This is a genomic window from Leptolyngbya sp. Heron Island J (genome assembly GCF_000482245.1).
In the GTDB taxonomy this organism is placed as follows: domain Bacteria; phylum Cyanobacteriota; class Cyanobacteriia; order Phormidesmidales; family Phormidesmidaceae; genus Leptothoe.
The window spans coordinates 103,512-130,328 of sequence record NZ_AWNH01000103.1; the positions used below are offsets into that span (position 1 = coordinate 103,512).

Sequence of the window (26,817 nt, forward strand, 5' to 3'; positions counted from 1 at the left end):
GAATGACCGTTAAAAGCCCACCAGAGAAACCTGTCAGAGCGCCAATATTGGACAAGCTGCCAAGCTACGGCATCCAAAGCGATGAGTGCCCCCGCCGGGCCAAAACGCAGCTAGACTTTATTATGCTTGCCATTGAAGCCCTTGAACTGAATGCATCTCAGGTGATGTTGACTGCTATCAAGGAATTGGGAGTGCAGGATGTGCTCAAAAGTCGAGTGTATCTCTGGCGGTTGCGTAGCACCAATCCGCTCAGAAAGTTTAACCAGCGGCAGCCGCTCACATTAGAAGAGGCTAAGGCATTGGTCCTGGTTGTATGTTATCTGTGCCGTAAATTAACGGTGCTGATTCGTCAGCTGTTCTTGGGATATCAACAACTGCAGGATCAGCAACTTACTCTCGATCACCATTTTCGCTTGGCCAAATATCTGAAGCGATTTCGGGCTCACTTTCGGGCTCGTATGAATCCTAAGCGAGCGATGGTGTTAACCTACAGCACGGATGAAAAACTGGATGAATTAGCCCTCTCATTATTAACTCAGCTATTGCTATGCACTGGCACTCGGGGAGAAGAGCGGCTCTGGGCTAGCCTCTTTGATGGGGAGATATCATGACGATTCAACGACAGTATGTGCTGCCAAACTGCAGCTTAATGTTAGAAGGGCTGAGTGCAGACACCTCCAACGTGCTCTCGATTCTAGCCAATGCTGAATTTAAATTCGTTGGTATTGATCAATCTCTGTCCGGTGGCATGGAGTTTTTTAATGCCCTGGTTGGAGCTGTGAGCGCTTACTGCCAACGGCTGATCAGTGGTCTAGACCATCCAGAGCATGTAGCCTCTCAGTCATCACTGGTAGCGGTTGAACCCGACGAAGGCCAGTACCACCGTCTAATTGTTAAGCCTGGCATTTTAAACGCGCCGTCTGGTGAGAGTGCAGACGATACTGCCCTGCAAACTATCAAGCTTTCTACAGTGCAGCTGTTTGACATGGCTGAAGCCATCGATCAGTTCTATGCTGATGCTCAAACGCTACCTGATGTTTCGATAAATCTGGCACCGCTGCCCCGTAAGTATGTCAGACCGGAAGAACCCCTGACCCAAAGAGCACTCTCCCCATTGCTGGGATTGGGTACCTTAGCTGCTGCCGCTCTAGGACTGTTCTTCTTGCCGGTGCCAGAACTGGCTGAACCGGAGGGGCTAGACCCCCAGGTTACCTTGGAGGAGCCCACAGGGGATGTGCCTATCACCGCCCCCCCTGGCGATGATGCCACTGCGCCTGAGACCGCTGACTCCGTACCTGACGACAGCGAAATCGAACCAGAGGCTGAGGCGACCACGATCACTGATGCCGCTCAGCTCGTAGCTCTGCAACAGCAGGTACAGCAGCAAATTAGCGATGCTTTGCCAAGCGATACTGCCTTTGAGCAATCCTTACGCTATCAAGTTGCCGTAGCTGAAAATGGCGATATCGTTGGCTATAATCCTTCAGACGACGCTGCTCTAGAAAATATCGATAACACTCCCCTACCGGCGCTTACCTATATTCCTGTTGATGAAACGGTGGCAGGAGCCGTCGCTCAGTTTGATGTCACATTTCTGCCAGATGGCACAGTGGAGGTAGTGGCTGACCAAATCGTCACCCCCGAACCTTTGGCTCCGGAGTCTGAGGCACTACCCGATACATCTGGCGATGACGATGGTGCTGAAGAACAATCATCGACACAATCACTCAGCATTACAGCAGATAGCAGCGCTGAACCGGATAACTCTGAAGTTACTGCGGTCAGTACGTCCGGTGGGCAACTGTCTAACACAATTGCTACGCCTATTCGCGATCGCGATCGCATACTTGCACTCAACCAGCAGCTCAGACGCACCATTATCGAGAATCGCGATCCTGATCGGACTGGACCTGAAATCCGCTACCGCATCCGTCTGGACGAGGAGGGCAATGTCACGGGCTATGAGGCCACTAGTCCTGAAGCAGAGCGAGATGTAAATGCTTTCAATATCCCTGAGCTGGTTACTGCTATCCCCGACGAGAGTCCTCAGCTTGATTTTCTAGTTGTGATTAACGATGACAATGTAGTAGAAGTCAACCCGTGGGACGGCTGGCCTTAGTATTAGTCAAAGCTAGAGGAGCATTGCCATGTCTGATGAGCAATACCCCAACCTCCCTACGCCTCACCCAATTTCCGAGATATCTCCCACCCTTGAGGCTGTTCCGCCCGCTCCCCCTCGACGTTGGCTCACCTATGGAGCCCATGTTTTATTAGGTGTGGCTGTCTTACTAGCGGGGATGCCCCTGGCCTGGCTACTTGGTATTGGTATGGCCAGCTTGATGCCTGCCCCCGGCAAACAGATGCCTTTGCAGGAGGTGGCGCTACGGCGAACCAATCGAGTGATTACAGAAATCTATCGTTTACCCAGCCGTTGGCGACCGGCACCTCCCCCCGAAACACGCATCGAGCCCATTCCCATTCCCACCCAACCCATTGCGCCACTCACGACGCCCCCAGCGGCCTTAAATGACCGTGAGCATCAGCTGGCTACCGAGGAACTGGCGGCGCTGCAACAGGAATTTGAAACCATCCAGAAGCGACTATTTGACCTGGAAAGTAAGCTTGGGCAGGCTCAATCGACCGCAGAAGTCGAGAGTCGGCTGGTTGAGCTAGAGCGTCGACTCAACCCTGAATCTGTTGCCCCTCGGTCTGATCTAGAGCCAACGGAGCAGGCAAACACTGATCTACAAACGGATGTGTCCGCCCAGCCCACCACCCGACATCCGCTTCTGGAAACGACCGAACTCAAGATTACCCTGCCCAGTGATGCCCTATTTGCCCCTGGTGAAGCTCGCCTCCTGACGACTGCGCCAGAACTGTTGAGCAGTATCTTTGAAGATCTGGCCCAATATCCCAACGCCACCATCCTGATTGGTAGCCATACCGATGACCATCTGGAGCCCTACCAAAGCCTCAACCTAGCCTTTCAACAAGCCAGTGCTTTAAGGGCCTATTTGGCTGGCAATTTACCAGAGCATCGCTGGATTACCATCGGCTATGGTCAAAACCGTCCCATTACCGATAACAGCACATCTCAATTTCGTCAGCGCAATCGCCGGATTGAAATTGCTATTGATCGCCGTTAACGGCATGCTGATAATCAACTCACCTATTCCGCGTCCTTGCTTGTGATGAAAGTTGTCTACTTTGGCACCCCGCAGTTTGCGGTACCTAGCCTTGTCCGTTTGCTTAAAGCGCCTGACTTTGAAGTTATTGCTGTCGTCACTCAACCAGATAAACGACGGGGGCGAGGCAGTAAAGTGACGCCGTCTCCAGTCAAGACCGTGGCTACTGAAGCGGGTATTCCGGTGTTGCAACCCCAAAAAATTAAAAAAGACACTGATACCCTTGAATTTCTAAGTAAATCACAAGCGGATGCCTTTGTTGTTGTTGCCTACGGTCAAATTCTCTCGCAGGAAATTTTAGATATGCCGCGGCTGGGGTCGATTAACGGCCATGGCTCAATTTTGCCTACCTATCGTGGGGCCGCCCCTATTCAATGGAGTCTTTACCATGGTGAAACCGAAACGGGGGTAACGACCATGCTCATGGATGCTGGTATGGATACTGGCCCCATGCTGCTTGAAGAAACGATTCCCATTGGCCTATTGGATAATGCTTGGACCATTGCTGATACATTGTCCAAATTAACCGCTGAACTGCTGCTGAGCACACTGCATAAGCTCGATGGTCAAGCCATTCGCCCTATTCCCCAAACTGAGGGGTATGCGACCTATGCACCGCTAATTCAAAAAAATGACTACATGATTGACTGGCAACGTCCAGCCTTAGATATTCACAATCAGATTCGGGGGTTTTATCCCAACTGTGTGACCCAGCTGCGCCAGCAGCCCCTCAAAATCAGTGCCACCGTGCCGTTATTTGACAGTGTTTGGCCTCACCTGCCCCAGGATTATCAGCCCCTCCAGCAGGCCTATAGCCAACTAGAGCCCGCTAGCCCTGGCAAAATAGCGGCTATTTGGAAGAACCATGGGCCTGTGGTAGCTACAGGTGCTGGGTATTTACTGTTGTATCAGCTACAGCCAGCGGGTAAGAAATCTCAGTCTGGCTGGGCCTTTGCCAACGGCAGTCGGTTAGAACCGGGAGAATCTTTAGGCCCCTCATAAAGGTATTTTACAGCTGCAAAAACAGACCCCCAGCCTCGGCTAGGAGTCTGTTTAGATGTCCAGGAAAAAACTAAAGTCGCTTTAGCCAGCTGCCAAATAGCCTTGGAATGTAGCCTTACGGCGACGGAGATGCTTCAGGGCTTGCTGCTCTAGTTGACGAACACGCTCACGACTGATGCCCATGCGCTGTCCTACCTTAGCCAGGGATAGCTGAGTACCATCAATCAAACCAAAGCGTAGATTGATGACTTCCTTTTGCTGAGGAGTCAGCTCGGTCAGCATATTGCGAATGTCCTGCCGCAGTGACTGTTGAACGGTATAGTCCTCAGGGGATACGGTTTCATCCTCTAGCAGTTCCTGTAGCTCTGTGTCCTGGTTGTCGCCAATGCGGACATCCAGAGAAATGGGCTGGCGGGACATGGTTAAATATTCCCTGACCTGCTCGGGGGATAGATCAAGCTCCTGGCCAATTTCACCAACCGATGGGCTACGACCTAGCTTTTGGGCTAGCACCCGCTGCTCACGCTTGATCTTATTGAGCTTCTCAGTAATGTGAATCGGCAACCGAATGGTGCGTGACTGCTGAGCAATGGCACGGGTAATTGCCTGCCGAATCCACCAGTAGGCGTAGGTGGAAAACTTATACCCCTTCATCGGGTCAAATTTTTCAACACCGCGCTCCAGACCCAGCGTGCCCTCTTGAATCAGATCTAGGAACTCAAGGTTGCGCTTTTGGTATTTCTTGGCTACGGCCACTACCAGTCGCAGGTTTGCCTCAATCATTTTGCGCTTTGCTCGCTGACCATGCCTTAGCTGATGTGCTAGTTCGGTCTCGGAAATACCAGCAGCCTGAGCCCATTCTACGCGACTAGCATCATGACCAAGGTCTTCGTCTAACTTCTCCTTAGTTGCTTGCAAAGCCATTAAGCATTGCACCTGTTTACCCAGCACGATTTCTTCTTCATGGGTAAGCAAAGGTACGCGTCCAATCTCCTGGAGATAGGTACGGACTGTATCAGTGCTGTAGGCAACTTGGGGAGTTCGTTTTGGGGCTTTCAGCTTTGACATAGCTTTTAGTGGACCTCCGCTGGAAAAAGTGTGTCGAGTGCAGGGAGTAGGTTCGACCTTTACCCCTGGCTTGATTTGTTAAATGACGAGCTGTATCTGTAATACGTAGAACACAACAAGATCGGATTTCAATTTGGTGAAATCTCCCTAAAATCCGTTTCAAACGTCCAGGTTAAGGTCAAACAAAATACCTGTTGTGTTTACAGAAAAACGAACTCAAGTCGGATTCATTATGAGTTTGATTTTACCTTAAGTGACAGTGTTGATGGCACTAGATGAAGTAACTCTCATAAAACACCTCTCCATTGCCCTTACTTTAAATTGCGTAGATGAGAAATCCACATAAACTAAGATTAGAGCTACCTGAGAGAACAAGGATAAACGACAATCTCTACGTTATCAGTATGACTTAGGTTTTCAGGCATTTAGGTGAGGTTTCCCTTGGGCAATAACCGAACTATCAAAGTCGATTAATTTTTTTTCTATACTCACTCCACTTACTGTGTAGACGTGTCTTCTCGGGAATTTGGCTAACTCCAAAGTTTAGGGATGAACCAGTGGCAATTCTGTAGTGATTAGAACAACTTTTGTCTTATTTCGAGACTAAACCTCACAATCAACATGCGCTATAGATGCAATCAATGAAGGCCTATGAATGAAATAGATAATTATAGTTTTTCTAAACAGGACACAACCTTGTTTTAGAGGATTAGCCACCGAGGAATAGTACCATAATTTAGTTCATTTGTACTAATGATTGTGTGCAATTCTTACATAGATACTTTTGAGCAGACATGAGGAGTGTTTATAAGTCCCCAACTGTTGCACCTTACTGAGAATAAAACGTAATAAAGCGGTCTAGACAAACCAAGGAAGACACGATTGGCGTCATTATAGCTCTAGTTTTAGGTGAAAGTAATCAATACTGTGACACCTGGGTTAATCAAGAAGAGTGTCACATTTGTTTATCAGGGTTATTGCTAGTCATTCTTTATTCGTGAATACACTGTATTCGTAACTATATTTACGTCACTCCAGGACAAGACTGTAGTTAAATAAGGACATTCCTGTTCTAAGCTCTGTGTTTCCCGCAGTCGGTTGGTCGTCAAGATTACTTGAATTTCCCCAGTATTCTGAAAAGCTGTGTATCAATGGGCACCTTGAAAGTAGTTGAGTACCCACGACCTATTCAGCTAATCAAGGAATGTTATGGCTCTGAACAAATCTGCCAACGATCTATCCCACGGCTCGAGTTCTAATCAAGACCCAGCGTTTTGGCAGCAGCTGGACAAGGACTTTCCCTTTGAAGGTGTTGATGAAGAACAGCTACGGCAGCAAACAGAGCAGTGGATACAATGTGCAAGTGAAATTTTAGGACTGCCCCCCTCGCGTGCCCAAAAGAAATCAGCCCGTTAGGCCATGGCCTGGCTATGTTGCCAACCGAGATACAGGGCTCTGGGCACATGGAAACATCCTTTCCACTTACCGCCTTTTAAGGATAGTAAGACCTCTCCCTGGCGGTTGAGGTAACCAAACCATTCACCGTGGTCTGGATCATTAAATCGAGACCAGGCATAGTCATGAACGATTTGATACCACTGCCAGCAGTCATCTCTCTGGGTGAGGCGATAGGCCAATAGCAGGGCTACCAGGGTTTCTAAATGGACCCACCAGAGTTTTTGGCTCCATTCCAACTGCTGAGGGGGATGACCCCTGCGGTCTAAAAAGTAAAAAATGCCGCCGTATTCCTGGTCCCAGCCGCGTTCAAGAATTTTGAGGGTAGTTTCAACAGCGCGATTAATGAGCGCTGTGTCCTGGCGTCGCTGGCCAATTTCCATCATGAACCACATTGCTTCAATGCCATGACCCGGATTGAGGAGTCGTCCTTCAAAACAGTCGATAGGAGAGCCGTCTGGGGCAATGTGTTCATAGACTAAACCGCTTTCGGTATCTAAAAACTCTTCCATGACAGCGTGAACGGTTTGATCGAGGACTGATTCAAGGTGGTCTGGTGTCAGTAGCCAGTCCATTTCTAGGGTGAGGTTTGCTAAAATCATTGGCACTGCTAAGGACCTCATGGGGCGAGTGCCCGGATAGACCTTGTTGTATTGACCTTTGGGATTATCCTGGCGACGTAGGACATTGTTGTAGGCCTGCAGTGCAATTTCTTTAGCGTTGCGAACTGACAAGTCAGCCCTGGCGCTATTGCGACTGGCCTGAGCATACTGACTAAAGGCCATGGCGGCAAAACAATCGGAAAAAATGTTGTAGGGTTGCACCAGGGGACGACCCTGACGGTCCAGGGAAAAGTACCAGTTCCCTGTTTCATCACGCCCGTGGTTAGCTAAGAAATCTGCGCCGTGGCGAGCGACCTCCAGCCAGTCAGAGCATTGTTCTAGACGGTTATACAACATAGAAAATGTCCAGACCTGCCGGTTCTGTAGCCAGATAAATTTATCGGTATCGTAAACTTTCCCCTGGACGTCTAGACAAGTAAAGTAGCCCCCGTAGTCAGGATCTAAAGAATGGCATTGCCAGAATGGCAAAACAGTCTCCAGTAGGGTGGATTTATAGAGCTGTGCCAGGGCGCTAAAATCCTTGTGGGACAGACGTTCAATCAACATCAGGATACGTGTCGGCTAATACGGCTATTTAGGTGATAACACTATCTCATGCTTGTAGAGGTGCTACGGAACCCGAGTCAGGAGAGGGCTGTGATTTTTTGGGGACAACCTGTTGAGGTCGGTCGATCGGTGGGGTTGATGCGATCGCATATCAATACAATTTGTTGAGTTCATAAGTGCCACGGGCAGTCTATAAAGACCAGCCAAAGACTATCCAACAAGCACTGCCCAAATTACCGATGAACGCCTATGCTGGTCTCTGAAGACATGATGGAACTGAAATATCAAGAGATTTTGGAATACCAGGAGGTCGTCACTAATGCTGCCATTAACCGGATGACCATTGATACTGTTAGGAACCAGGCGACTAACATAGAACTGGCAATCATCACCAGTCTGCTGCTGGGATGTTGCACCAGGGTATTTATACTTAGTCAAAATCACAAGCACCCACGTTAGTGATGGGCTGGTATATTCACGATTGGTTGTTAGTTGTGGATATCGATACTTATACCTATCTAAGATTTGCTGTCTTAGGGGTGCCTCTGAAGGGTGGTTTGAATAGTTAGGCTGAGTCGCGTCAAGATTCACATAATTAAAGTAAGGAAATCGCAGTGTATGGTCATTCGACGTCGAGAGGTTTTAGCAGGGCTATTGGCGACTGGTGGCATCGTGATATGGGGGGGGATGAGTCAAACAGCCCATGCCTACGACGTGACGATTACACCCACATCTCCTCAGCTGGGGGATACCATTTCTGTGATTGTGCAGGCGAGTCGTGGGAATAGCGTGCCGCCAACGGTTACGGCGAATGGCAAAGAGTATCCCAGTTTTCCCTTAGCCAATAATCGTTTTCGCGCCTTTGTGCCCACGAGCCCCCTTGATCCACCAGGACGCCTGGTGATTCAGGTCAGTGGTCAGGAAGAAACCCGTAATCTGGCAGTTGGGGTACGAGATCGCAGTTTCCGCACCCAATGGATCACCCTGCGAGGGAGTGGCAGTCTGGGGACAGACCATGAATTTGATCGCGTCGATGCATTTAAGCAACTAGTCAGTCCGGACCGCCACTGGAACGGCCCCTTGTTACGTCCAAGTCAGGGACGAGTGAGTTCTGAATATGGGGTACAGCGTTATTACAATGGTGAATTTGCCGAAGGTTATTACCATCGCGGCGTAGACTATGCGGCGGCTACCGGGTCCCCTGTGGTCGCGCCTGCGGCCGGCTACATTCGGCTTGTGGGACGTGTGAGCGAGGGCTTTGAACTCCATGGTAATACCGTTGGTATTGACCACGGCCAGGGGCTGTTGAGTATTATGATTCACCTCAGTCGTATTGACGTTAGTGAAGGTGATTTTGTCCAGGCGGGGCAACGTATCGGGGCGATTGGCTCCACCGGGGCATCTACAGGCCCCCATCTCCACTGGGGACTGTATATGAATGAGGTCGCTGTTGATCCGGTGCCCTGGCGCTTTGACGGCTTTGAGTAGTCACGGCGCAGTGTATGGTTCGTTGGCGTGCTCGGGTTAAACAGACGACAGTCTTAGGGTTTTTGGGGCACCCTTGCGAACAATGCAATTACTGGCGGTAGCTCTGGCATCGATGACGTTCGTAACACCTAGCTGGTAAAGCTCAGCCTGGGGTTTTTGGAATGAACAGGAACTAATACCGAGAAAATACCGACTGCGTACATGGGCCAAAATCTCCAGGGGTAAATGTCTGGCGCTGGCGGATATTGCTGATGTCTGGAAGCGGTTAGGACTCTGACAAATGATTTCCTGCGCCAAAAAAATTAAAGCGTCAGGGGTATCGATGTTTAAAATAGCGGTTACCTCAGCTGTTGTAGCACTGTAGCCATAGGCAAAGGCGGCGGCTAGAGCCACATTGAGAAATCCATGCATCTGGACAGTGGTCCCATTCGGTAGAGTTTGCCAACTGCGTAAAGGATGGGACAAGCCGTCAGTCGCCTTAAAGGGAATTCTGGCACTGGCACAGGCCACTATAAACTGAGCCAGGGCTTCGGCACTGGGAAAATCGGCGGCGGTTGGTCCACCCGTATGAACGTTAACAGCAGCGCGGGTTCCCTGGAGGGTGGAAAGATAGTTGGGAAGGGTGTTGTCATCTAGAGGAACGGTGAAGAAGAGATCGCTATGGGGGGGGAGATGAGGGAGTAGAGGTGCGATCGCATCGGCTGTTGCCATCTCAAATTCAAGGGCTGAGATGGTCAGCTTATTTTGTTTTTTTAGCCACGGCGCTAATCTATCGAGTGCTTCTGCAGATGGGGCCAGGGCAATGCTGAGCGGCCAAAAAGCAGCTGCATATTGTCGGCTTAACTGTTCTAAACAAGTCTCAAATTGAGGCAGTTGAGATAGGGATACCACAAACCGGCCCAACATCCAGCGATAGGAACTCCTACTATAACGTTCGTAGGCAGCAACCGCTGCTGACATATTTAGTGCTGCAGGAGAAAATAGCCCTGCATAGTCAATCAACGTTGAGAGCAATAATCGAAGGGAGGGAGCAGTCATGTGAGAGCAATGTGCTTTGGAGGGATGAGTCTATGACGTATAACAGGTCAAAGGGCGGGCGTTGCTGATCCGAACTATGATTTCATCTGTAAAGTCTGGACTAATTACACTTCTTTCAGACCGGTTCATCCTCTAATTCAGCAACGGCAAAGGGCGACATTCAGAAAGGTAGCTATGATAGACCATATACATTATAGTCTCACCCATCACTATGGAACAACGTCTATGTTATTACCATAAAATCTCTAAGAGAGTTTTGTGATCGTTGAGTAATAGTCGTTAACATGACCATATTTGCAGCGCTAATCAGATTAAATTGTCTGCATCAGAGAAAATCTGTTATCAACTCTGTTAATGATGAACTCTTCTAAATGATTACCTGATGAGTCCATGAACAAAAAAATAAGCCCGATGTGGGCTTGAAATGTGAGCCTGAATATCAGCTGTCAGGCCAAAATTCTGCTATTAGTATCTGATTACGTTAATCTCTGACGATTTACTTTAGAAAACGAGTTACTGCGGCACTATAGGCCTGATAAGGTTTCACACCTGTTAGCGTTTCCACCAGTTCACCACCTTTGAAGAACATCACTGCTGGCATGCCCTTGAGCCCAAATCGCTTAGGCACTTGCTGATTTGCATCAAAATCTATCTTCATCACATTCGCACGGTCTTTATAGGCATCCGCCAACTGATCAATTAACGGCGTCACCAGCTTGCAAGAACCACACCAGGATGCCATACAATCCACCACCAGTAGAGATTCATTGGCTAAAAGAGAATTTAGTTCTGATTCATCGCGAATAAAGCGAGCGGCTCCTGTTTCTGTTTGAAACAGTTCAAATAGTGCCTGGGTAATCTCAGCAAAAGAGAGACTGGCGTTAATGGTTGTTAGCTGTTGTTGCTGCCGATAATACTCAAGTAACGGTGTGATCTCTTGTCGATGGTGGGTTAAACGGCGACGAATAGCCGAAATTGGTATCTCTGGACCGGCCTGGGCCGATAATCGATCGATCAACAGTCCGGTCATGGCCTTGAGCTCAGCCACCTTTGCTACAGGCTGACCTACTTTCAATAACAACTCATTCAAGCTTTGAGCCTGGTCCAGCGTTCGGGGAAATCCATCCAAAACCCAGCCCTGCAGCATGACATCTGGTTGCTCAAACCGTCTTCGCAGCAGCTTCATAACTAAATTATCCGGGACCAGCTCTCCAGCTTGCACATATGGATGCGCCTCCAGTCCAACAGCCGATCCTTTGGCGATAGCATCACGGATCAGCTGTCCCATGGATACATGGGGAATGTGCCAGTGGGTGGACAATGCCTGTGCCTGTTCCTTAACACCTATACCGGGAGGCCCTAAAAGAATAAGCTGCTTAAATTCCATCGAATAGACCCTTGTAAACCATAACGGCCACTGTCTTCAATCGACTGTGCCTACAGCTCACCAGTATGTTTTAAGAGCTGGCGATGGTTGGATTTCTATGCATATTCCTTTAGATTTTGGCTGTTTTCCCTTTACTGACAAACCCTGTCAGGCGCTGACAAAACCGAGGGGCTATCAGCTTGGTTGGGCCGTCAGATCTAGTGAAGTTAAGCAATGCAACGTTACGTAAAGTAGTCAAACCAGGCAATACTAGTAGTATGTGTCGAATGTTATGCGTTATTGATGACTACCCAGCAGCGATTCTTAAATGTGGTAATTTGTGTCGCAGTCCTGATTAACCTGGTCATTTACCCTCAACTGAGCTGGGCCTTGGAGCTCAAGGTAGCCAGACCATAGAAAAGACCGCTACGCTGGTGGGGCCAAAAGCAAGGGCACCGATTCCGATTTATTTGCGGCCGGCACCTAACCAGCCCAATGTTGGCTATGGTGTCAACGGTGATTCTGTCACTATCATGGAGCAATTAGCCAGCTTTTTACCTGAGGCCGATCAAAGCACGGCCTGGAACCATATTCGATTAGACAATGAGCCCTACACCGAGGGCTGGGTGCAAGGCAAATTTCTCCTGATGCTGGATGCTGAAACAGTGGGCAGTGAATAATGTTTCAACAGTTTATCCTGCCATGCCACTTTTGAGACTTAGGTGAAAGCTATTGCCCATACTAGTTAACGACTATCAGTGAGTGGGCACCAGGTCCGGTTTCTATTCTATAATCTGTTCGCTCTAAGCTGGTGCCATTAATCACACGCCAAAACTCTAATGCTCCGCGCCGTGGTTCTGGTGTCTCATATTCAAACACCCCTGCGACAACATACCGATCAGACGCATCAAAGGCAATCCCTTCCGGGAGAATGCCATCAAATGTCCAGTCGCCCGTCTTAGTCATCTGACCGCTTATAGGGTCAAACTGAATCAGAGACAGCGACGATTGGCTGTAGCCTGGTTCATCAGGAGAAAGCCATGTCTGACCAATATTACTGGTAGCAATGAGAGTACCATCGTTGGAGAAGGCGATACTCTCAGCATGTCTTGGTAAAGAAACACCTCCCACGACAAAATGCTGAGCTGTCTCAGTTTCATCGAGCGGAGCCATCTCAATCACGGTGAGTTGGGATGGCGGCGCGTTGATATAAAAGCCCTTAACGTCGGGTCCCCACTGCAAATCATTGGTTACATAAAAACTGCCGTCGGGAGAAAACTTGCCAGACATTGGCCATTTAGAGGTGACAACGCGGTTACCCCAGGGCATTACATCTTGAACATTACCATCAGCATCGCGAGTAACTTTAAAGAATTGCACCTGGCCTCGAAAATTGGCATTGACCGCGATAATATCTGCCGTAGGATGCCATTCTACATGATGGGGTAGCATGCCACCGTCCGGTAACTCTGCTATGGGTGAGAAGTCCTGCATCGTTAGCTGGACTGGCTCACCAAAGCGACCATTGGTAAACGTAACAAACGTCGGTGGGGCATCTGGGTCTTTAGTTGCCAGGGCCAGTGTGGTACCGCTGGCATCGAGGGCAACTCCTTGAGGATCAATACCTACCTCTACTGCCGCGATTACCGTTGGGTTTGAGAGGTCCGATACGTCAACTGCGCGTAGGGTTGTACCCAGATCAAGATCGCTAATCAGCTGATCGTCCAGCTCTCGCTGTTGCTTGGTTTCAGCCACAAAAATAGTGTTGCCATCTTGAGAAGCCACCAGACTGTAAACAGGATTGATAACAGAATTAGAGACTTCAATTGTGCTGGTCAGTTCAGGCGCAGCGGGCAGCGGTAGTGTTACTAATGAAAGCTGATCAGGTCCTCGTGGTTCCCCCAGCTGTCCGTCGATATAAGCATAGGCACGCATATCACCATCAGATATGGCAGCAATGTATCGACCTTGAAAATCTGGGGGTTTTTGGGCATTTACTGGTTGGCTGTAGGCAACCGTCACAGCGGCGGCAAGCCCTGCCAAAACGGCAGCAATTCGCTTTACGGTAAGCATTATTGAAAATCAAAAACAACACTAACACCTGAACTAGTTACTCATAAGCTCTCTCAGCCTTGTTTCTGAAAGTTGAGGATTAAAAGAAACCCTTGGGTCAAGGGTTGCTAGGGGAAAACGGGGCGTGCTGGGTCGACGAAAATCAATTGATTCGACATAGGCTACTAAATCTGCACTTTGCTCTGATGCTCCCTGTTCATTGTATTCCTGATAGTTGGGATAATCTGGAGCTAACGAATCCCAATCAGCATAGGCGGTTAAACCTACGTTGAGCGTTTCGGGCAAGTCAGGGCGAATAAACTGGTCAAGAACTTGCCATTCCCTAGAGTTTTCGGCTTGATATAACAGCGTGAAAAGTTCACCAGAACGACCAATCCGCAATCGGACCCAGCCCTCTGGCGCATCGGAAATTTTTAATGTGGAAAGACTGTTGTAGGTCGATTTGACTTCAAACTGTGATTGACCAGCTGGAAAAGCGGTGCCAACACTAAAGAATAGCCAGTTTTCTTGATTGGGTGTCCAGTTCGCGGGGGTGATTGCCCGTGGTGCTCGAATAAATAGACCTGCCAAGGAGAATGAGCGCTGCGGCATAGGGCTTTGAGTGCCGTCTACTCTGATGTGGGTTGTAACGATAAAATCTCCAGTTACCTGACGATAAAGATGACCCGCTGTATTATCTTCAAACCAGCCGGAGGATCTGGGTCGTAGCATTAAACTGTCATTCTCGATGCTAGGAGGCTCCCACTTCGGCACCCATCCCTCCACTTGAAATTCTTGCCAGCCTTGAAGTGCCTGTGGGTGATCAAAGCGAGTCGATAGCGATCGCAAGTCGTCTTGATGCTCTTCAACTTCGGCAGCTACCATCTCTGGCATTGGGCTGCCCGCAGAACCGGCCATGATAATTCCTCCTAAAATAAGGAAAATAAAACGTCTCATAGAATTTCCTGTGTATTGTTAAATGAGTACTATCGACAGACAGAGGTGCCAAATTCTGTTGTCTGGTGTTGCACCTGGTTTGTTCTCGCTGCCGTTAGCAGTGCTGGCAGGGTAAACAAATAGTCGCGATCGCGAACCATAGTATGACAGCTAATACAGGACCCTTGACTACTGGAAACCAGCCTGCCAGCAGGGCTGAACCAGGCTGAGCGCCATTCACCGCTGTCGGCATTAACCCGCCAACCGCTCCGCTTTTCTCGAATAAACACATTGTTTAATCCTGTGGGGGTCAGATGTTTATTGTTGCCCTGTTGGGCAGAGTGAGTTTCCATCACAATCACAGTACCGCTGGGTACTGTTTTACTGGTGGCAAGCGCCTCAAGGGATGGACGATTGACGTACATCTTTCTAACAATGTTGCTATTAGGGCAATCGACGGTTGCATACTGGACAAACTGCTGTTGATAAGCGGTAGGAAACTGGATGAGACCAGCCCCCGACGCTGCTGGGCCAGGTGTGTAGCCAGATGCTGTGATCGTATCGGACGCGGAACTGTGGGGATAGCTTATGTTCTGATCAGGCATAGTTAGCGAACTGATCGCTATCGCAACGCCAACCGACATCAAAAAAAGAACCAATCCTGAAATCCATCTTGAACGTGGCATCATGTGTCACCTTGCATAACAGTTAGACAGGACTGACATAAATTTTGCAGAAACAGGGGATGTATCCCACCATAAACAGGTGAGAATAATACTGTCCAATGCTTTTTAGGACAGTATTAATAACATAAAGTTATTACTATGAAGCTTCACGCCTTTCAGTATTTTGTCACCCTTGCCGAGGAACTCCACTTTGGTCGGGCCGCTGCTCGTCTACAGATTACTCAGCCTGCCCTGAGCAGGCAGATTCACAGGCTGGAAGCAGAAATGGGGGTAACGCTACTCTATCGGACAAAACGCACGGTAGAGCTAACTGAAGCGGGGACTGCATTCTTAGTCGAAGTTCGCAAAGCATTACAGCAGTTGGATGCAGCGGTCCAGCTGGCGCAGCGCATTGATCGAGGAGAAGTCGGTTCGCTGCGGATTGCCTTTACGCCCTCATCGATGCACACGGTACTGCCGGATATTTTGCGGAATTTTCGCGATCGCTATCCCGACGTCAAATTAGCCATGAGCGAGATTTGTACCCTTGACCAAGTGAATGGTCTGAGAAAAGAGACGATCGATATTGGTTTTCTCCATCCACCCTTAGAAGCATCTTTTCTAAATCTATATCCGCTGCAGGGCGAAAGACTCTTAATTGCCCTACCCGAAGGTCATGCCCTGGCCAGACAACACCAGCTATCGCTAAAATCCCTGGCAGCCGAGCCGTTTATCGTACATCCACGCCATGAGGGACCGGTGTTATATGACCAATTTCTAGCCCTGTGCAGAAAGGCTGGATTTGAGCCTAATATTGTTTATCGTGACAGTAAACATCAAACCCGCGTTGGTCTTGTTGCTGCTGGCACTGGCATTACATATGTACCAGAAAGTCTGCAAAAAGTTGGTTTATCCGGCGTTTCTTATTGTTCACTCGTCGATGACTTTTTAGAACTGCAGCTAGCCGTTGCCTGGCGACGACAGCAGGTATCTCCGGTAATTGAAGAGTTTTTAGAGGTCGTTGAGCAGGTCACCCATGATTAGCGTGTTGCTCCCTCAAGAACAAACAGGTGTGCTTTGTCTGGGAGGCTTGGCATTTTCACAAGGCCATGGTCTTTGAACCCGGCTTTTTTGGCAACACTTTGCGAAGATTGATGCGTGGGTGAAATGGGGGCAATGACTCGATGATAGCCTAATGCGTTGAGGGCGTATTGGGAGATTGCGATCGCAATCTCCGTCCCGTAGCCCTGTCCCCTTGCCTCCGGCATCACCGCATACATCACCTCGACCGTTGCATCATCATGAGGGTTCAAGCCACAAAACCCGACAAACCGTTTGCTAGCCTGTTCTTCAACCGCAAACGCAAGCATCGGCTGCTCAGAACTATAAGAAGCAATCGTCAACTCAATTAGGCTTTTAGCTCCCTCACTAGTTGTTTGTTCATTTGTAAATGTTAGAAATCTTGTCGATTCAGGCTCTGTCATAAAGCTGACAAAAGGATCAACGTCTGCAGAGATAAACTCGCGAATTTGTAATCTTGCAGTGTTAATCGGCTCCATAGTCGAGTGGCTCAACAAGAGTATTCTTCAGTTTTATGGAATAGTTTAGCCTGAAGCTTAACAAACAGATGCGTGACCAGAGCTATTTGTAAATAAAATCTATGGATAATGCTAATGTGATAGCCCCTGGGTTGGCTCCCAACGAATTGTCAGCGTTGTGCTTTCACGCTCAACAAATGCTTGATGGTATAAATTTGCACCCCAAGCAATAAAATCCCCTCGTTTTTCAAGCAAATAGTTGTGCGTATCAGGAGATTTAAAGTCAGGACTGCTAGAGAACGCTATTCGAAAACCGCCGTTTTCACTCATCAACATAGTTACAGTGCGACCATAGCTAATGGGTTTATTCAACCCTCTCGTTTCTCCAAACTATCATTTGCTCGTCAACGTCAAGTAATTGCGTCAAGTAATTGCCGCGAAACTTGAACCCAGATTTTAGCTATCATTTTGGCTTAAGATCCTGTCCATTCACAGAACTTATACGGTTTACTGCTAGATTTTAAGGGCGCTACTTCCTATTATTTCGGTCAGCTTCGCTCTCTACCGATTGCATCATGCTGAGTTCTGTTGGCTGCAAGATGCTCATGGAAGATGCATTGGTACCAGTGACACAATGTGGCAGATGCACATCTAAGGGGCTTCGTGCCTGATAGTTCCATGTTTTATAGATTCTGTCGTTCCCTGCGGCGGTTTTTTCACCGCTCCCGCACCCTTAATAATGAACCGCTAAATAAAGTTAGCCTGGTAGTCGTTATCCTGATCGATATTTTTATTTTGACCAATGTGTTTATTGGTTTAAATGATGTTGGTCAATGGTATATGTCTCCTGCTGAGGCTTATCCTTGCTATGCCGAGTGGGATAGCTATCGTGTTCAGACGGCTGAGGATAAAGACTTTAATCTGGTTCGCTGGGCAGCTGATCAAAACAATGTTGGTTTAAAACCCCAGTATGAGCGAGCAGCGATTGATCGCTTAGGGGAAGTAAGCGATCTCTGTTTGCAGTATGCGGATGCCAAGGATGCCATTAAACAGTCGGACAATACTAACCGATTGGAGCAGTTGAGCGAGAAGGAAGATGCGATCGCAACTCTAGAAAATACAAATCGCACCATCCGCCAGCAGTATGACTCTACGCTCCTAGAAGAAATTGCAGAACAACCCCGTGAGCAATCCATTAATCTAACCAGTGCCGACCAGGCCAAGGCGACACTAACAGAGAATGAGGCTCAGATTACGGCCCTCAAAGCAGAAATTACAACCCTGAAGGATGAACTCCTATCAAATCCAGAAAGTGCAGCTTTTCTCACCCTCCTCAACCAAAATGCTGCATTTCAAACCGTTGAGCAGGGGTATGACAGAGCCAGTTTCTGGTATCCCAGTATTCAGCTAGCTTTTCAGGCAGTTTTCCTAGTGCCTCTGATTTTGGTCGCCTTTGGCGTTTACACTATCGCCCAGCGTAAACGCTATGGCCTCATTGCCCTAATTAGCTGGCATCTCCTGGTCATCTTTTTTATCCCATTAATTCTCAAAGCCTTTGAGTTTATGCAGATGGGAGTCTTGTTTACCGCTGTCTTTAACATTGTCACTGTCCTATTTGGTAGACTGCTGTTTTTGGTCAGCTACATTTACATTTTGCTGATTCCGCTGCTGGGCTTTGGTGTGATCAAGTTTGCTCAACGGTTTATCTTTAACCCTAAACTTCAAGCGGCAGGCCGCATACAAAAGTCACGCTGCATTAAGTGCGCCAAAAAGCTCCAGGCCCACGATAGCCATTGTCCACACTGTGGCTATCATCAGCACCAGGAGTGCAATCACTGTCATCAGCCCACATACAAGTATTTGCCCTACTGTTATCATTGTGGCCAACCTATGGCGACTAGGTGATGAGTTGCTCAGCCGTGTACTCAAGAAAGTTAATGGGATGACAAAAGAGTTGGACTAAAAGTGCAATTGTTAACGATCTTGAGGAATGTGTACCTTGTGTGTTGCTTGTTGTGTTGAAATATCACTGGAATAGTGGTGCAGCCCAATATTTGATTTGGCTGCACTGGCCCTAATTGAGTATTTGCCAATTTGGAAGCAATAAACCAGCCAGCTGATAATCCCGGTGAATTTTGCACCATCTTCAAGCAGATAGGAGAGTCGTCCTGAGGCCAGGAGTGGGATTGGAGCAGAGAGATACGCTATATCTAATACAAAATCTAATGTATAGGAAAGGCCAAAGAAGACGAGTGAGATCGCTATCAATGGGTAGCCCATCTTGAGAATCAGTCGATGGAATCTAAATAGGTAAAAAAGCAGTAACCCGCCATAGCTAGCATAGGTAACTCTTTCTGGTATGCCCAACGCGGGTAAAACAGTTTCATGGAGTAAGAAGGCGTCATCAAGACCCAGGACTAATGTGAGAAACATTGAAGCAAACAAAAACTGCCTGATCTGTTGATGAATTCTATGGTTTTCAATAACGATAGCGCTAAAAAAACATAGCATTGCTGCGGCAGCCCAGCAGAAGAGACCGATTTGAGAAAGAAAACCGGCATAGGCAGGAATGCCACCGATAGCTGTTATATCCCTGGTGAGCTGAGCGATGGGAACGTCATGCCAGAGATGAAAGAAGACTACTTTGCCTAAGAAAATAGTGGAGATGGCTGCAATTAATCCGATTAATGGCAAATTCTCTCTAAATTGTATGTAGAGGGAATAAAGTAAATTCTTTCTTGTTGGAATCATGGAAGAGCTTTTGGATAAGAAATATGAGTAATGCTAAGTCGTGAAGCAATAATTGAGGCGTTGCTGATCCGAACTATGTTTTTATCTGCAAAGATGCTGATATATGGCATTTCTAACAGATCGGTTCATTCTCTAAAGCAGTAACGGCATAATTGATAGTTTTGTTAATTCATGGGATTTTTTGTAAGAGAATAGCATTTCATGAAGCTTTTTAAGCGAGTTTCACAGAGGGCTAAAAGTAATTCAGTACAGTGATTTCGTGTGGCAATACGAGTGCTGATATGGATATGGCGCACCAAGGTTAAAAGGGTGTATCGCTCAATCTCATAGCGTAGGTTCTCAGCCGATAAGCCAGGGATGGAGAAGGTATTGATAAACGTCTCTCGTAATGCCGTTTCTCGATCTGCCATCGCATTAGGATTACCAGTCTCCCGTAAGCTTTGTTCTGTGATGTGAGCAATAAAGTTACCGATATCCAGGGCTGGGTGTCCCTGGCAATAAAGGTCCAGGTCGACGAGCCAGATGCGATAGCGCCAGCGCTGACTTATCAGTTCGCAGTCTACCAACACCTGATCGCCATAAAAGTCACGATGGATGCCTACCACAGGTGTAGTGTAATCAGCGGCTGGATGATGGGCAACTATTTGATTGCAAGCGTCTAAGATGTTCTCAATGGGAGTTTGCCAGTGGGGATATTTTTGAGCAACCCGAGGTAAGCGGGCATGGAGAATATTCAGTTCATCAGTGAGCGTTTGTTGTTTAGCTGTAGGCATGGGGATGCCATGCAGTTTGTGGGCCAGACCGGCAATGCGGTGACAAATGGCCACCCCATCGTTAGTGGGCAACAGCTCGGTAACAGCAATGCCCGGCACCTTGCGCTGGAGCCACATCCGCCAGCCAGGAATAACGCCTACGGGTTCAGGCACTGAGTAACCGTCTGGACTGTTGTCATCAAACCCCTGATTCCACAGCGCTTGCTGAAGGTGATAGCTGGTGTAGTCAGTCCCCTTGGCACGGATTTTACCCAGCAGGGTGAGGGGGCCACTATGGGTCTCAATGTGATACTCGATTAGGGCACGGCGACCCAATTTATGCCGCACCAGGTTGGCTGCTGTTATCCGCTGGACATTCGGGATAACTGTGCAGAGTCGGTGTTTGGCCTGCTGAAGATTCAGAGCAGTTTCAAGAAAAGGAATCTTAGGATCGATACGGTGATTAGAGCGATTGATAGTTGGCATACAAGATATTACGGTAGGGGCTGGCCTTGTGCCTGCCCAATTTCTAGGTAAAAAACAATGTGATAGATGCTGACCTTGTGCTTAGCCAATGGCCAGGCGAAATCATCAACAATGTGACAAAATCACATCATCTTGAATAGCGGACTGCATCCTAAAGAGAGTGGCATAGGGACCATTTTTTCTCATTAGCTCGCTATGGTTGCCCTGTTCTACCACCTGTCCCTGTTCCATATAGAGAATCTGATCAGCAGGGGTGGCTAAATGCAGATCGTGGGTAATCAGAAATGTAGTGCGGTTCTGAGCGAGGCGGCGCAGGGCTTCAGCCACAGCCTGTTCGCTGGCGTTATCAAGACCGCTAGTGGGTTCATCAAGGATCAAAATGGGGGTGCGCCGCATGGCAGCACGAGCGATCGCAACTCGCTGCCGCTGACCGCCAGACAGGGTGCTACCTCGTTCGCCCACCACCGTATCGTAGCCCCGGGGCAGCGCCATAATGAACTGATGGGCATTGGCAAGACGGGCCGCCGCTTCAATCTCCCGATCGCTAGCACCGGCAATGCCATAGGCAATATTCTCTCGAATGGTAGCAGCAAACAATAGGCTATCTTGCAAGACGACGCTGATTTGGGGGCGCAGGCTCTCTAGCGTGTAGTCACGAATATCCTGCCCATCTATTTTAAGTTGGCCAGCGGTGGGGTCATAAAGCCGCAACAACAAACTCATCAAGGTAGACTTACCACTGCCGGAGGGACCGACGAGGGCAATCTGTTGCCCTGGTTGCACCGAGAGGTTAATCCCTTTCAGGATTTCCTGGTCAGGGGTATAGGCAAAGTGCAGGTTTTGCAGCTGGACAGAACCTTTGAAGATGGGGGCTGGGGTGGCATCGGTGCGATCGCAAACATCTGGTTTTTGTTCCAATACATTCAAAATCCGCTCGCCTGACGCCGCTGCTTTGGATAACCGCCCCGTGTATTTAGCAAAGTTTTGCACCGGCTTAAATGCATTCTTTAAGTAGGTCAAAAACACCAGCACATCGCCGGGAGACAGCGCATCTTGAATCACTAGCCGGGCTCCATACCAGAGCACTAAGGCGGTTCCAAGAGCAATTAACACATCCACCGTCCGCTCCAGGTTGGCGGCCAGTCGTTTGGTCTCCACACTCTCGGCCAGACTACTGCGATTTTGTTGGTCAAACACATCAGCAAAGGCATCTTCTAGAGATAATGCCTGTACCAGTTTGATGGCGGAGAGCGATTCGGCAGCAGTCGCAGCAACGGCCCCCTCCCGCTGACGTTGTTGTAAGGAGGCACTGCGAATCCGGCGACTCAGGCGGGTGGCTGCAAACCCAAATAAGGGAAATGTGACCAGGGATAGCAGGGTGAGCTTAAAATCTAACCATGCCATCACCCCAATCATGCTGGCCAAGGTTAAGACACTGACCACCAACGGTAAGGCAGCGGTTAGCAAAATTTCCTGTAATCGATTAGCATCGCTGCTGACGCGCACAATCAGGTCACCACTGCGGGCTTTGCTGTGGTAGTCCAAGGATAGACGCTGCAAGTGGCGATAAAGACGATTGCGCACCTGAGCCATGACGCGACTGCCCAAGATGGCGAGACTGACCGTACTCCAGTAGCCTGCAATGGCACGCAATCCAGTGACGCTAACAATACTCAGTACTGCTATGGTGAGCAGGATAATAGGGTCAAGATTAGCCTGACCGAATAGATCTGTGGTCTCTGCATCGTTGACCGGAATGAGAACATAGTCAAAGACAATTTTCAGGGGCCAGGGCTCTAATACCCGCAGGCCAACATCAGCCAGCAGAGCAATGCCGGACACCAACAGCAGCGACCACTGCTGTTGTACGTAGGGCCAAAAGGCACACAGGACTCGCCATAGCCCTGGTGCTGTCTGGGAAATAGAGGTTGATTGTTTCATAGGATTTATGCATACGAGCGCAGGGCCTGCGCCCGTACTGGGATGGTTGTAATTGGGGTTAACCGTAAACAGGGAGCTCGGAGTGACTTTGGGCGATCGCAATAATCTGTCTTGCCACACCATTCCAGGTGTGATGCGTCAAAATGTGTTGTCGGGCCATCAGTCCCAGACATTCTCTTAGAGTGGGCGATTGCCAAAGTCGCTCTAGAGCAGTCGCCAGGGCGGCTTCATCTCCCGGTGAGCACAGTAATCCGGTGACGTTATCATCCACCAAATAGGTGAGCTGTCCTATGCGGCTGACGACGACCGGTAATCCAGCTGCCATGTATTCCACCACCTTGAGGGGTGAGAAATAAAAGTCAGTATTGTCTGGATAGGGGGCAACTGCCGTATCCATTGAGGCTAAGAGTCCAGGAATCTGTTCAGGGGAGACGGCCCCCGTAAAGTGAACCACAGACTGTAACCCCTGACGGGTTAATTCTGCCTCCATATCCTTGCGCTGAGGTCCGTCACCAACAATCAGCAAACGGCTCTGGGGTAACCGCTCGTGTAGCCGACTAAAGGCATTGACAAGATGAGAGAGACCATGCCAGGGTTTCAGCGAACCGACAAAACCGACAGTAAAAGTATCAGCCTCTTTAGGGATTGTCGGCTGAATGTTCTGACTAAAGCGGTACTCATTAACACCATTGGGAATCACCTGCACCTTTTCTGCGTCTACCCAATTGGTGAGATAGTGTTTGACTCCCTGGGAAACAGCGATTAGTTGACTAGCTGCCTGGAAAGCTCTGCGTGCTACTTGTTCCGCGTCGTCCTGATGGATTAGACCTCGATACTGAGCCTGTTCTTCAATCAGGGGCGCATTGACCTCCAGTATGCCAGGAATATGCTGCTGCTGAGCCAGTTCCATAGCGCTATAGCTCCAAAGAGAGTAGCGTTCATAAAACAGATCAAATTGACCCGCTTGCTCTAGTTCTCTCCATAAGTCGTCATTGGTAGAGAGAGCAGCCTGCTCGCGCACCGCTCGGTCGAGCTTGGGAATAGGGGGTAGCCGATGAATGGTTAGATCGGCTAGATCTTCGGGAGGTGGGTCGTCACAGCGTACGGCAAACAGTTCCACATGGGCTCCCTGGTGGCGTAATGCCCGGATCACTTCCTGCACATGAATAGAACAACCTTTTTGACCAAAGATAGGGATGCCGGGGTCGGCACAGATGTAGGCAATTCGCATGGGGGGTCTCCTGATGTTTTGATTGTGGAGAGGAGTGGGGAATGCAGCGTGCTCCCTACTCCCTTACAACTAATAAGCTTTGACCGCCTGGTTGTGATGCTGGAAAAGCGTGCGCAGGACAGCGGCATTCTGGGTGATGTCAAACTCAGTTTCTACGAGTTCACGGGCTTGGCTGGCTACACGCTCGCGCAGTGTCGATGACGTGAGTAGTTTTTGCAGAGCCTGGGCCAATGTGGTGACATCTCGCTGGGCTACTTGGAGGCCAGTTTCGCCGTCTTGAATAATTTCGGGGATACCAGTAACGTCGGTGGCGACGCAGGGGGTGCCCAGGGCCATGGCTTCTAATAATGCGGTGGGTAATCCATCCCGGTTGCCGTCTTTGCCAATGATATAGGGGGCTGCAAATACGGCGGCATTTTGCATCAGTTCAAAAACTTCTCGTTGAGGGCGAGGCCCGATGAGTTCGATCCAGTCATCCAGGTTGAGGGCCTGGATTTGCGATCGCAAATCTCTCCCTAAATTTCCCGTGCCGACAATCTGGCAAGTAAACTCACACCCCCACTGGCGCAACATTGCGCAAGCATCAATCAGGTAAGAGAGTCCTTTTTTCTCCACCAGTCGGCAGACAGATAAAATCTTCGGTGCCCGCTGAGTGGGTAAACGAAACTGTAACTCACTGAGATCCATGCCGTTGTAAATCCGCTGCACTTTTCTGGCATCTTGGCCAAACTGTTCCTGCAGATAGGCCACACTGTAATCACTGACGGTCACTACCGTGGATGCAGCTCGCAACTTACGACGCAGATCTTCTGGATTCACACTCTCATGGAAAATATCCTTGGCATGGGCGGTAAAGGTATAGGGCACCCCAGCAAAGTAAGCCGCCAGTCGCGCCACATTAGTGGCTACGGTACCAAAATGGGCATGGAGATGGGTAATCTCTCGTCGTCGAATCTCTTGGGCTAGCCATACCGCCTGATAAACTACACTAGAGCGTTCTCCGATGGCATACTCTAACTTAGTCCAAATATCAGGAATCACGCTAGCCGTTTCCTGGAGCTCTGCCCAAAAATAGCTGGCTGGAGTCGGTGACAAGGTAATGAGAGAGGAGGTTACTCTTCCCTGGGTAGGTTTACGCAAATAGGTGACCGGGGCGCGCACCTGGGAGATTTTATCCTGAAAATGAGTATCTTCCGGTGGGCGCAGAGCAAAGATATGAATGTCAGTCCCAGCCGCTTCATGGGCCAGAATTTCATTGACAATAAATGTCTCGGAGTAGCGAGGATAGCGTTTGACAACATAACCAATGCGCATAGGTTTAGAAGGAATCATAGGTTTGCAAAAATGTGGGGTTAGGAAACATGGGGCCATGACATCTGGGCCATCATCGGCTGTTTCTGTAGCTCGATGAGCAGATTGTCTAAGCCATTGAGATTAATAGAGGTATTCTTTTGAGATTTGGTGATGGGTTGGTGTAACCAATGGTTTAAGGCCTGAGCGCTCAATGTTTTGGGATGTAGAACATCCACCAGACCCTGCTGTTCGAGATGCTTCGCTCGAATCCACTGTTCTAGCCGTGGGGTAACACGGGGAATAATCAGAGCTGGTTTCTGGAAAGAGAGAATCTCACAGGTGGTATTATAGCCTCCCATGGAGATTACCCGGCTAGCCCGTTCTATTAGCAATGTTGGCTCTTCAATATAGTCGACAATGCGTAGCTGTGGGTTTTGCTCAGCCTGGCCATAGAGATACTGCTGGATGTTGGTAGGCATAAAGGGGCCAGTCAACAAAATACCGGTTGTATTAGCTGGCAAGGTAGCCCGAGCAAACGCTGTGGCTAAGGCAGCTCCGTCCTGTCCGCCGCCCACCACGCAAAGAACAATGTCGTTATCTGCTGGTAGGGCTAGCCGTTCTAGAGTGGCCTGCACAGCCGGGTTGACGTAGTTTAGCCGGGCGCGCTGGTCAAGATATCCTAGGGGGCGTAGTTTGGTGCTGATGTCGAAGGGAAGTCGATATTCTTGGCGTAGGTCATAAATGTTGGGGTCTCCGTAAACCCAAATGGTGTCATAGTAACGCCGGATAGCCTCTATATTGTCGTCCCGTTGCCAGTCTTTTTTTACTTTAGCGGGGGTGTCTAACACATCCCGTAGACCGAGAATACAGCGGATTGGGTGTGACGGTTCCTGCCGGTTAGACAGCCGTACATACTCCAGGGTGGCGTCTAGTTCTCTGACAGCGCCTCGGGGGACGTTGTCGACAATAAATACGTCTGGGTGAAAGTTTTGGATGGTCGTGAGGATAATTTGCGATCGCAACCGAATGATATCCTCTAAGTCCATACCCATACGGCGGGCCTCGTATTGTCCATCAGCCCGCTTGTGTAAGGCCGGTAAGGTAATGCTGTCTACGCCATCAGGTGTGGGTAAATCACTGGCATCCCGCATGCCGCTAATTAGCAGAATGTCCGCATTTAGTTTGGATGCTCCTAGCGTTTGAGCGATCAGCAGATTACGTCGCTTATGGCCTAGACCCATGGTGTCATGGGAGTATAAGGCGATGCGCCAACGTCGATTGAGAGATGATCGGTGACGCTTTGATTGCAAGAAGACGGTTGAAACTTGTTTACTCGTCTGGTTCACTAAAAACAATGTGACCTCCTGGCTACCCTGAGCCGCAATTTAACTATTACGTTTA

The 26,817-nt window shown here is 49.0% G+C and carries 25 protein-coding genes; 10 read left to right on the forward strand and 15 right to left on the reverse strand.

The window, feature by feature from the left end:
- Nucleotides 1-2: 2 nt before the first annotated feature.
- Genes N836_RS66355 through fmt form a run of 4 tightly spaced genes read left to right on the forward strand, consistent with a single transcriptional unit; the run spans nt 3 to nt 4,187 of the window.
- A complete protein-coding gene (locus N836_RS66355) occupies nt 3-611 on the forward strand; it encodes a DUF3038 domain-containing protein (protein WP_023075826.1) in 609 nt (202 codons plus the stop codon).
- Nucleotides 608-2,119 (forward strand): DUF4335 domain-containing protein, encoded by a 1,512-nt coding sequence (locus N836_RS66360; RefSeq protein WP_023075827.1) that lies wholly within the window; start codon nt 608-610, stop codon nt 2,117-2,119. Before N836_RS66355 ends, N836_RS66360 begins: the two co-directional genes overlap by 4 nt.
- 28 nt (nt 2,120-2,147) lie before the next feature.
- Nucleotides 2,148-3,146, forward strand: coding sequence for an OmpA/MotB family protein (locus N836_RS73875; protein ID WP_023075828.1), 999 nt, complete (start codon nt 2,148-2,150; stop codon nt 3,144-3,146).
- Nucleotides 3,147-3,191: 45 nt separating this feature from the next.
- On the forward strand, nt 3,192-4,187 hold the full coding sequence (fmt, locus tag N836_RS66370; protein WP_023075829.1) for a methionyl-tRNA formyltransferase: 996 nt from the start codon (nt 3,192-3,194) through the stop codon (nt 4,185-4,187).
- Between the two features lie 81 nt (nt 4,188-4,268).
- On the opposite strand, the gene N836_RS66375 is transcribed toward fmt, so the two are convergent.
- Entirely contained in the window at nt 4,269-5,255 is a 987-nt protein-coding gene (locus tag N836_RS66375) for an RNA polymerase sigma factor, RpoD/SigA family (RefSeq protein ID WP_023075830.1), read from the reverse strand.
- Between the two features lie 1,209 nt (nt 5,256-6,464).
- Here N836_RS66375 and N836_RS66380 point away from each other — a divergent pair.
- On the forward strand, nt 6,465-6,671 hold the full coding sequence (locus tag N836_RS66380) for a hypothetical protein (RefSeq protein ID WP_023075831.1): 207 nt from the start codon (nt 6,465-6,467) through the stop codon (nt 6,669-6,671).
- On the opposite strand, the gene N836_RS66385 is transcribed toward N836_RS66380, so the two are convergent.
- On the reverse strand, nt 6,668-7,879 hold the full coding sequence (locus tag N836_RS66385; RefSeq protein WP_023075832.1) for an AGE family epimerase/isomerase: 1,212 nt from the start codon (nt 7,877-7,879) through the stop codon (nt 6,668-6,670). The two genes, N836_RS66380 and N836_RS66385, sit on opposite strands and share 4 nt — an antisense overlap.
- Before the next feature lie 249 nt (nt 7,880-8,128).
- On the opposite strand from N836_RS66385, the gene N836_RS66390 reads away from it, so the two are divergent.
- Nucleotides 8,129-8,338 (forward strand): hypothetical protein, encoded by a 210-nt coding sequence (locus tag N836_RS66390; RefSeq protein ID WP_023075833.1) that lies wholly within the window; start codon nt 8,129-8,131, stop codon nt 8,336-8,338.
- 159 nt (nt 8,339-8,497) lie between these two features.
- The gene (locus N836_RS66395; RefSeq protein WP_023075834.1) at nt 8,498-9,367 is read left to right on the forward strand and encodes a M23 family metallopeptidase; all 870 of its coding nucleotides are present in this window, start codon (nt 8,498-8,500) and stop codon (nt 9,365-9,367) included.
- Between the two features lie 36 nt (nt 9,368-9,403).
- On the opposite strand, the gene N836_RS0139375 is transcribed toward N836_RS66395, so the two are convergent.
- Both N836_RS0139375 and N836_RS74935 read right to left on the reverse strand, forming a co-directional pair.
- Nucleotides 9,404-10,405 (reverse strand): hypothetical protein, encoded by a 1,002-nt coding sequence (locus tag N836_RS0139375; RefSeq protein WP_023075835.1) that lies wholly within the window; start codon nt 10,403-10,405, stop codon nt 9,404-9,406.
- Nucleotides 10,406-10,901: 496 nt separating this feature from the next.
- Nucleotides 10,902-11,792 (reverse strand): nucleoside monophosphate kinase, encoded by an 891-nt coding sequence (locus N836_RS74935; RefSeq protein WP_023075836.1) that lies wholly within the window; start codon nt 11,790-11,792, stop codon nt 10,902-10,904.
- A 449-nt stretch (nt 11,793-12,241) separates the two neighbouring features.
- Between N836_RS74935 and N836_RS66400 the strand changes: the two genes are divergently transcribed.
- On the forward strand, nt 12,242-12,451 hold the full coding sequence (locus N836_RS66400; RefSeq protein WP_152532266.1) for a hypothetical protein: 210 nt from the start codon (nt 12,242-12,244) through the stop codon (nt 12,449-12,451).
- 61 nt (nt 12,452-12,512) lie between these two features.
- On the opposite strand, the gene N836_RS66405 is transcribed toward N836_RS66400, so the two are convergent.
- The 3 genes from N836_RS66405 to N836_RS66415 form a co-directional block, all read right to left on the reverse strand.
- The gene (locus N836_RS66405) at nt 12,513-13,844 is read right to left on the reverse strand and encodes a beta-propeller fold lactonase family protein (RefSeq protein ID WP_023075839.1); all 1,332 of its coding nucleotides are present in this window, start codon (nt 13,842-13,844) and stop codon (nt 12,513-12,515) included.
- A 33-nt stretch (nt 13,845-13,877) separates the two neighbouring features.
- The gene (locus N836_RS66410; protein WP_023075840.1) at nt 13,878-14,741 is read right to left on the reverse strand and encodes a DUF1349 domain-containing protein; all 864 of its coding nucleotides are present in this window, start codon (nt 14,739-14,741) and stop codon (nt 13,878-13,880) included.
- A 68-nt stretch (nt 14,742-14,809) separates the two neighbouring features.
- Complete coding sequence (locus tag N836_RS66415) at nt 14,810-15,364, reverse strand: cytochrome P460 family protein (protein WP_235071170.1); 555 nt, start codon at nt 15,362-15,364, stop codon at nt 14,810-14,812.
- Nucleotides 15,365-15,583: 219 nt separating this feature from the next.
- Here N836_RS66415 and N836_RS66420 point away from each other — a divergent pair, with 219 nt between their 5' ends.
- Nucleotides 15,584-16,468: a LysR family transcriptional regulator gene (locus tag N836_RS66420; RefSeq protein WP_023075842.1), complete on the forward strand. Its 885-nt coding sequence runs from the start codon at nt 15,584-15,586 to the stop codon at nt 16,466-16,468.
- Here N836_RS66420 and N836_RS66425 read toward each other — a convergent pair.
- Both N836_RS66425 and N836_RS0139390 read right to left on the reverse strand, forming a co-directional pair.
- Entirely contained in the window at nt 16,465-16,983 is a 519-nt protein-coding gene (locus tag N836_RS66425; protein WP_023075843.1) for a GNAT family N-acetyltransferase, read from the reverse strand. The genes N836_RS66420 and N836_RS66425 overlap by 4 nt on opposite strands.
- A gap of 111 nt (nt 16,984-17,094) precedes the next feature.
- Entirely contained in the window at nt 17,095-17,334 is a 240-nt protein-coding gene (locus tag N836_RS0139390; RefSeq protein WP_152532268.1) for a hypothetical protein, read from the reverse strand.
- 306 nt (nt 17,335-17,640) lie between these two features.
- Here N836_RS0139390 and N836_RS66430 point away from each other — a divergent pair, with 306 nt between their 5' ends.
- The gene (locus N836_RS66430; RefSeq protein ID WP_023075845.1) at nt 17,641-18,867 is read left to right on the forward strand and encodes a hypothetical protein; all 1,227 of its coding nucleotides are present in this window, start codon (nt 17,641-17,643) and stop codon (nt 18,865-18,867) included.
- Between the two features lie 69 nt (nt 18,868-18,936).
- On the opposite strand, the gene N836_RS66435 is transcribed toward N836_RS66430, so the two are convergent.
- From N836_RS66435 to N836_RS66460, 6 genes are all read right to left on the reverse strand, one after another.
- Nucleotides 18,937-19,713 (reverse strand): hypothetical protein, encoded by a 777-nt coding sequence (locus N836_RS66435; RefSeq protein ID WP_152532269.1) that lies wholly within the window; start codon nt 19,711-19,713, stop codon nt 18,937-18,939.
- Nucleotides 19,714-19,877: 164 nt separating this feature from the next.
- Nucleotides 19,878-20,951 carry a phosphotransferase family protein gene (locus N836_RS66440; RefSeq protein WP_023075847.1) on the reverse strand — a complete coding sequence of 358 codons (1,074 nt, stop codon included), beginning with the start codon at nt 20,949-20,951 and terminating at the stop codon, nt 19,878-19,880.
- 105 nt (nt 20,952-21,056) lie between these two features.
- Nucleotides 21,057-22,892: an ABC transporter ATP-binding protein gene (locus N836_RS66445; protein WP_023075848.1), complete on the reverse strand. Its 1,836-nt coding sequence runs from the start codon at nt 22,890-22,892 to the stop codon at nt 21,057-21,059.
- A gap of 58 nt (nt 22,893-22,950) precedes the next feature.
- On the reverse strand, nt 22,951-24,123 hold the full coding sequence (locus tag N836_RS66450; protein WP_023075849.1) for a glycosyltransferase family 4 protein: 1,173 nt from the start codon (nt 24,121-24,123) through the stop codon (nt 22,951-22,953).
- Between the two features lie 69 nt (nt 24,124-24,192).
- Complete coding sequence (locus tag N836_RS66455; protein WP_023075850.1) at nt 24,193-25,455, reverse strand: glycosyltransferase family 4 protein; 1,263 nt, start codon at nt 25,453-25,455, stop codon at nt 24,193-24,195.
- Between the two features lie 20 nt (nt 25,456-25,475).
- Complete coding sequence (locus tag N836_RS66460) at nt 25,476-26,762, reverse strand: glycosyltransferase family protein (RefSeq protein ID WP_235071171.1); 1,287 nt, start codon at nt 26,760-26,762, stop codon at nt 25,476-25,478.
- Between the last annotated feature and the right edge of the window lie 55 nt (nt 26,763-26,817).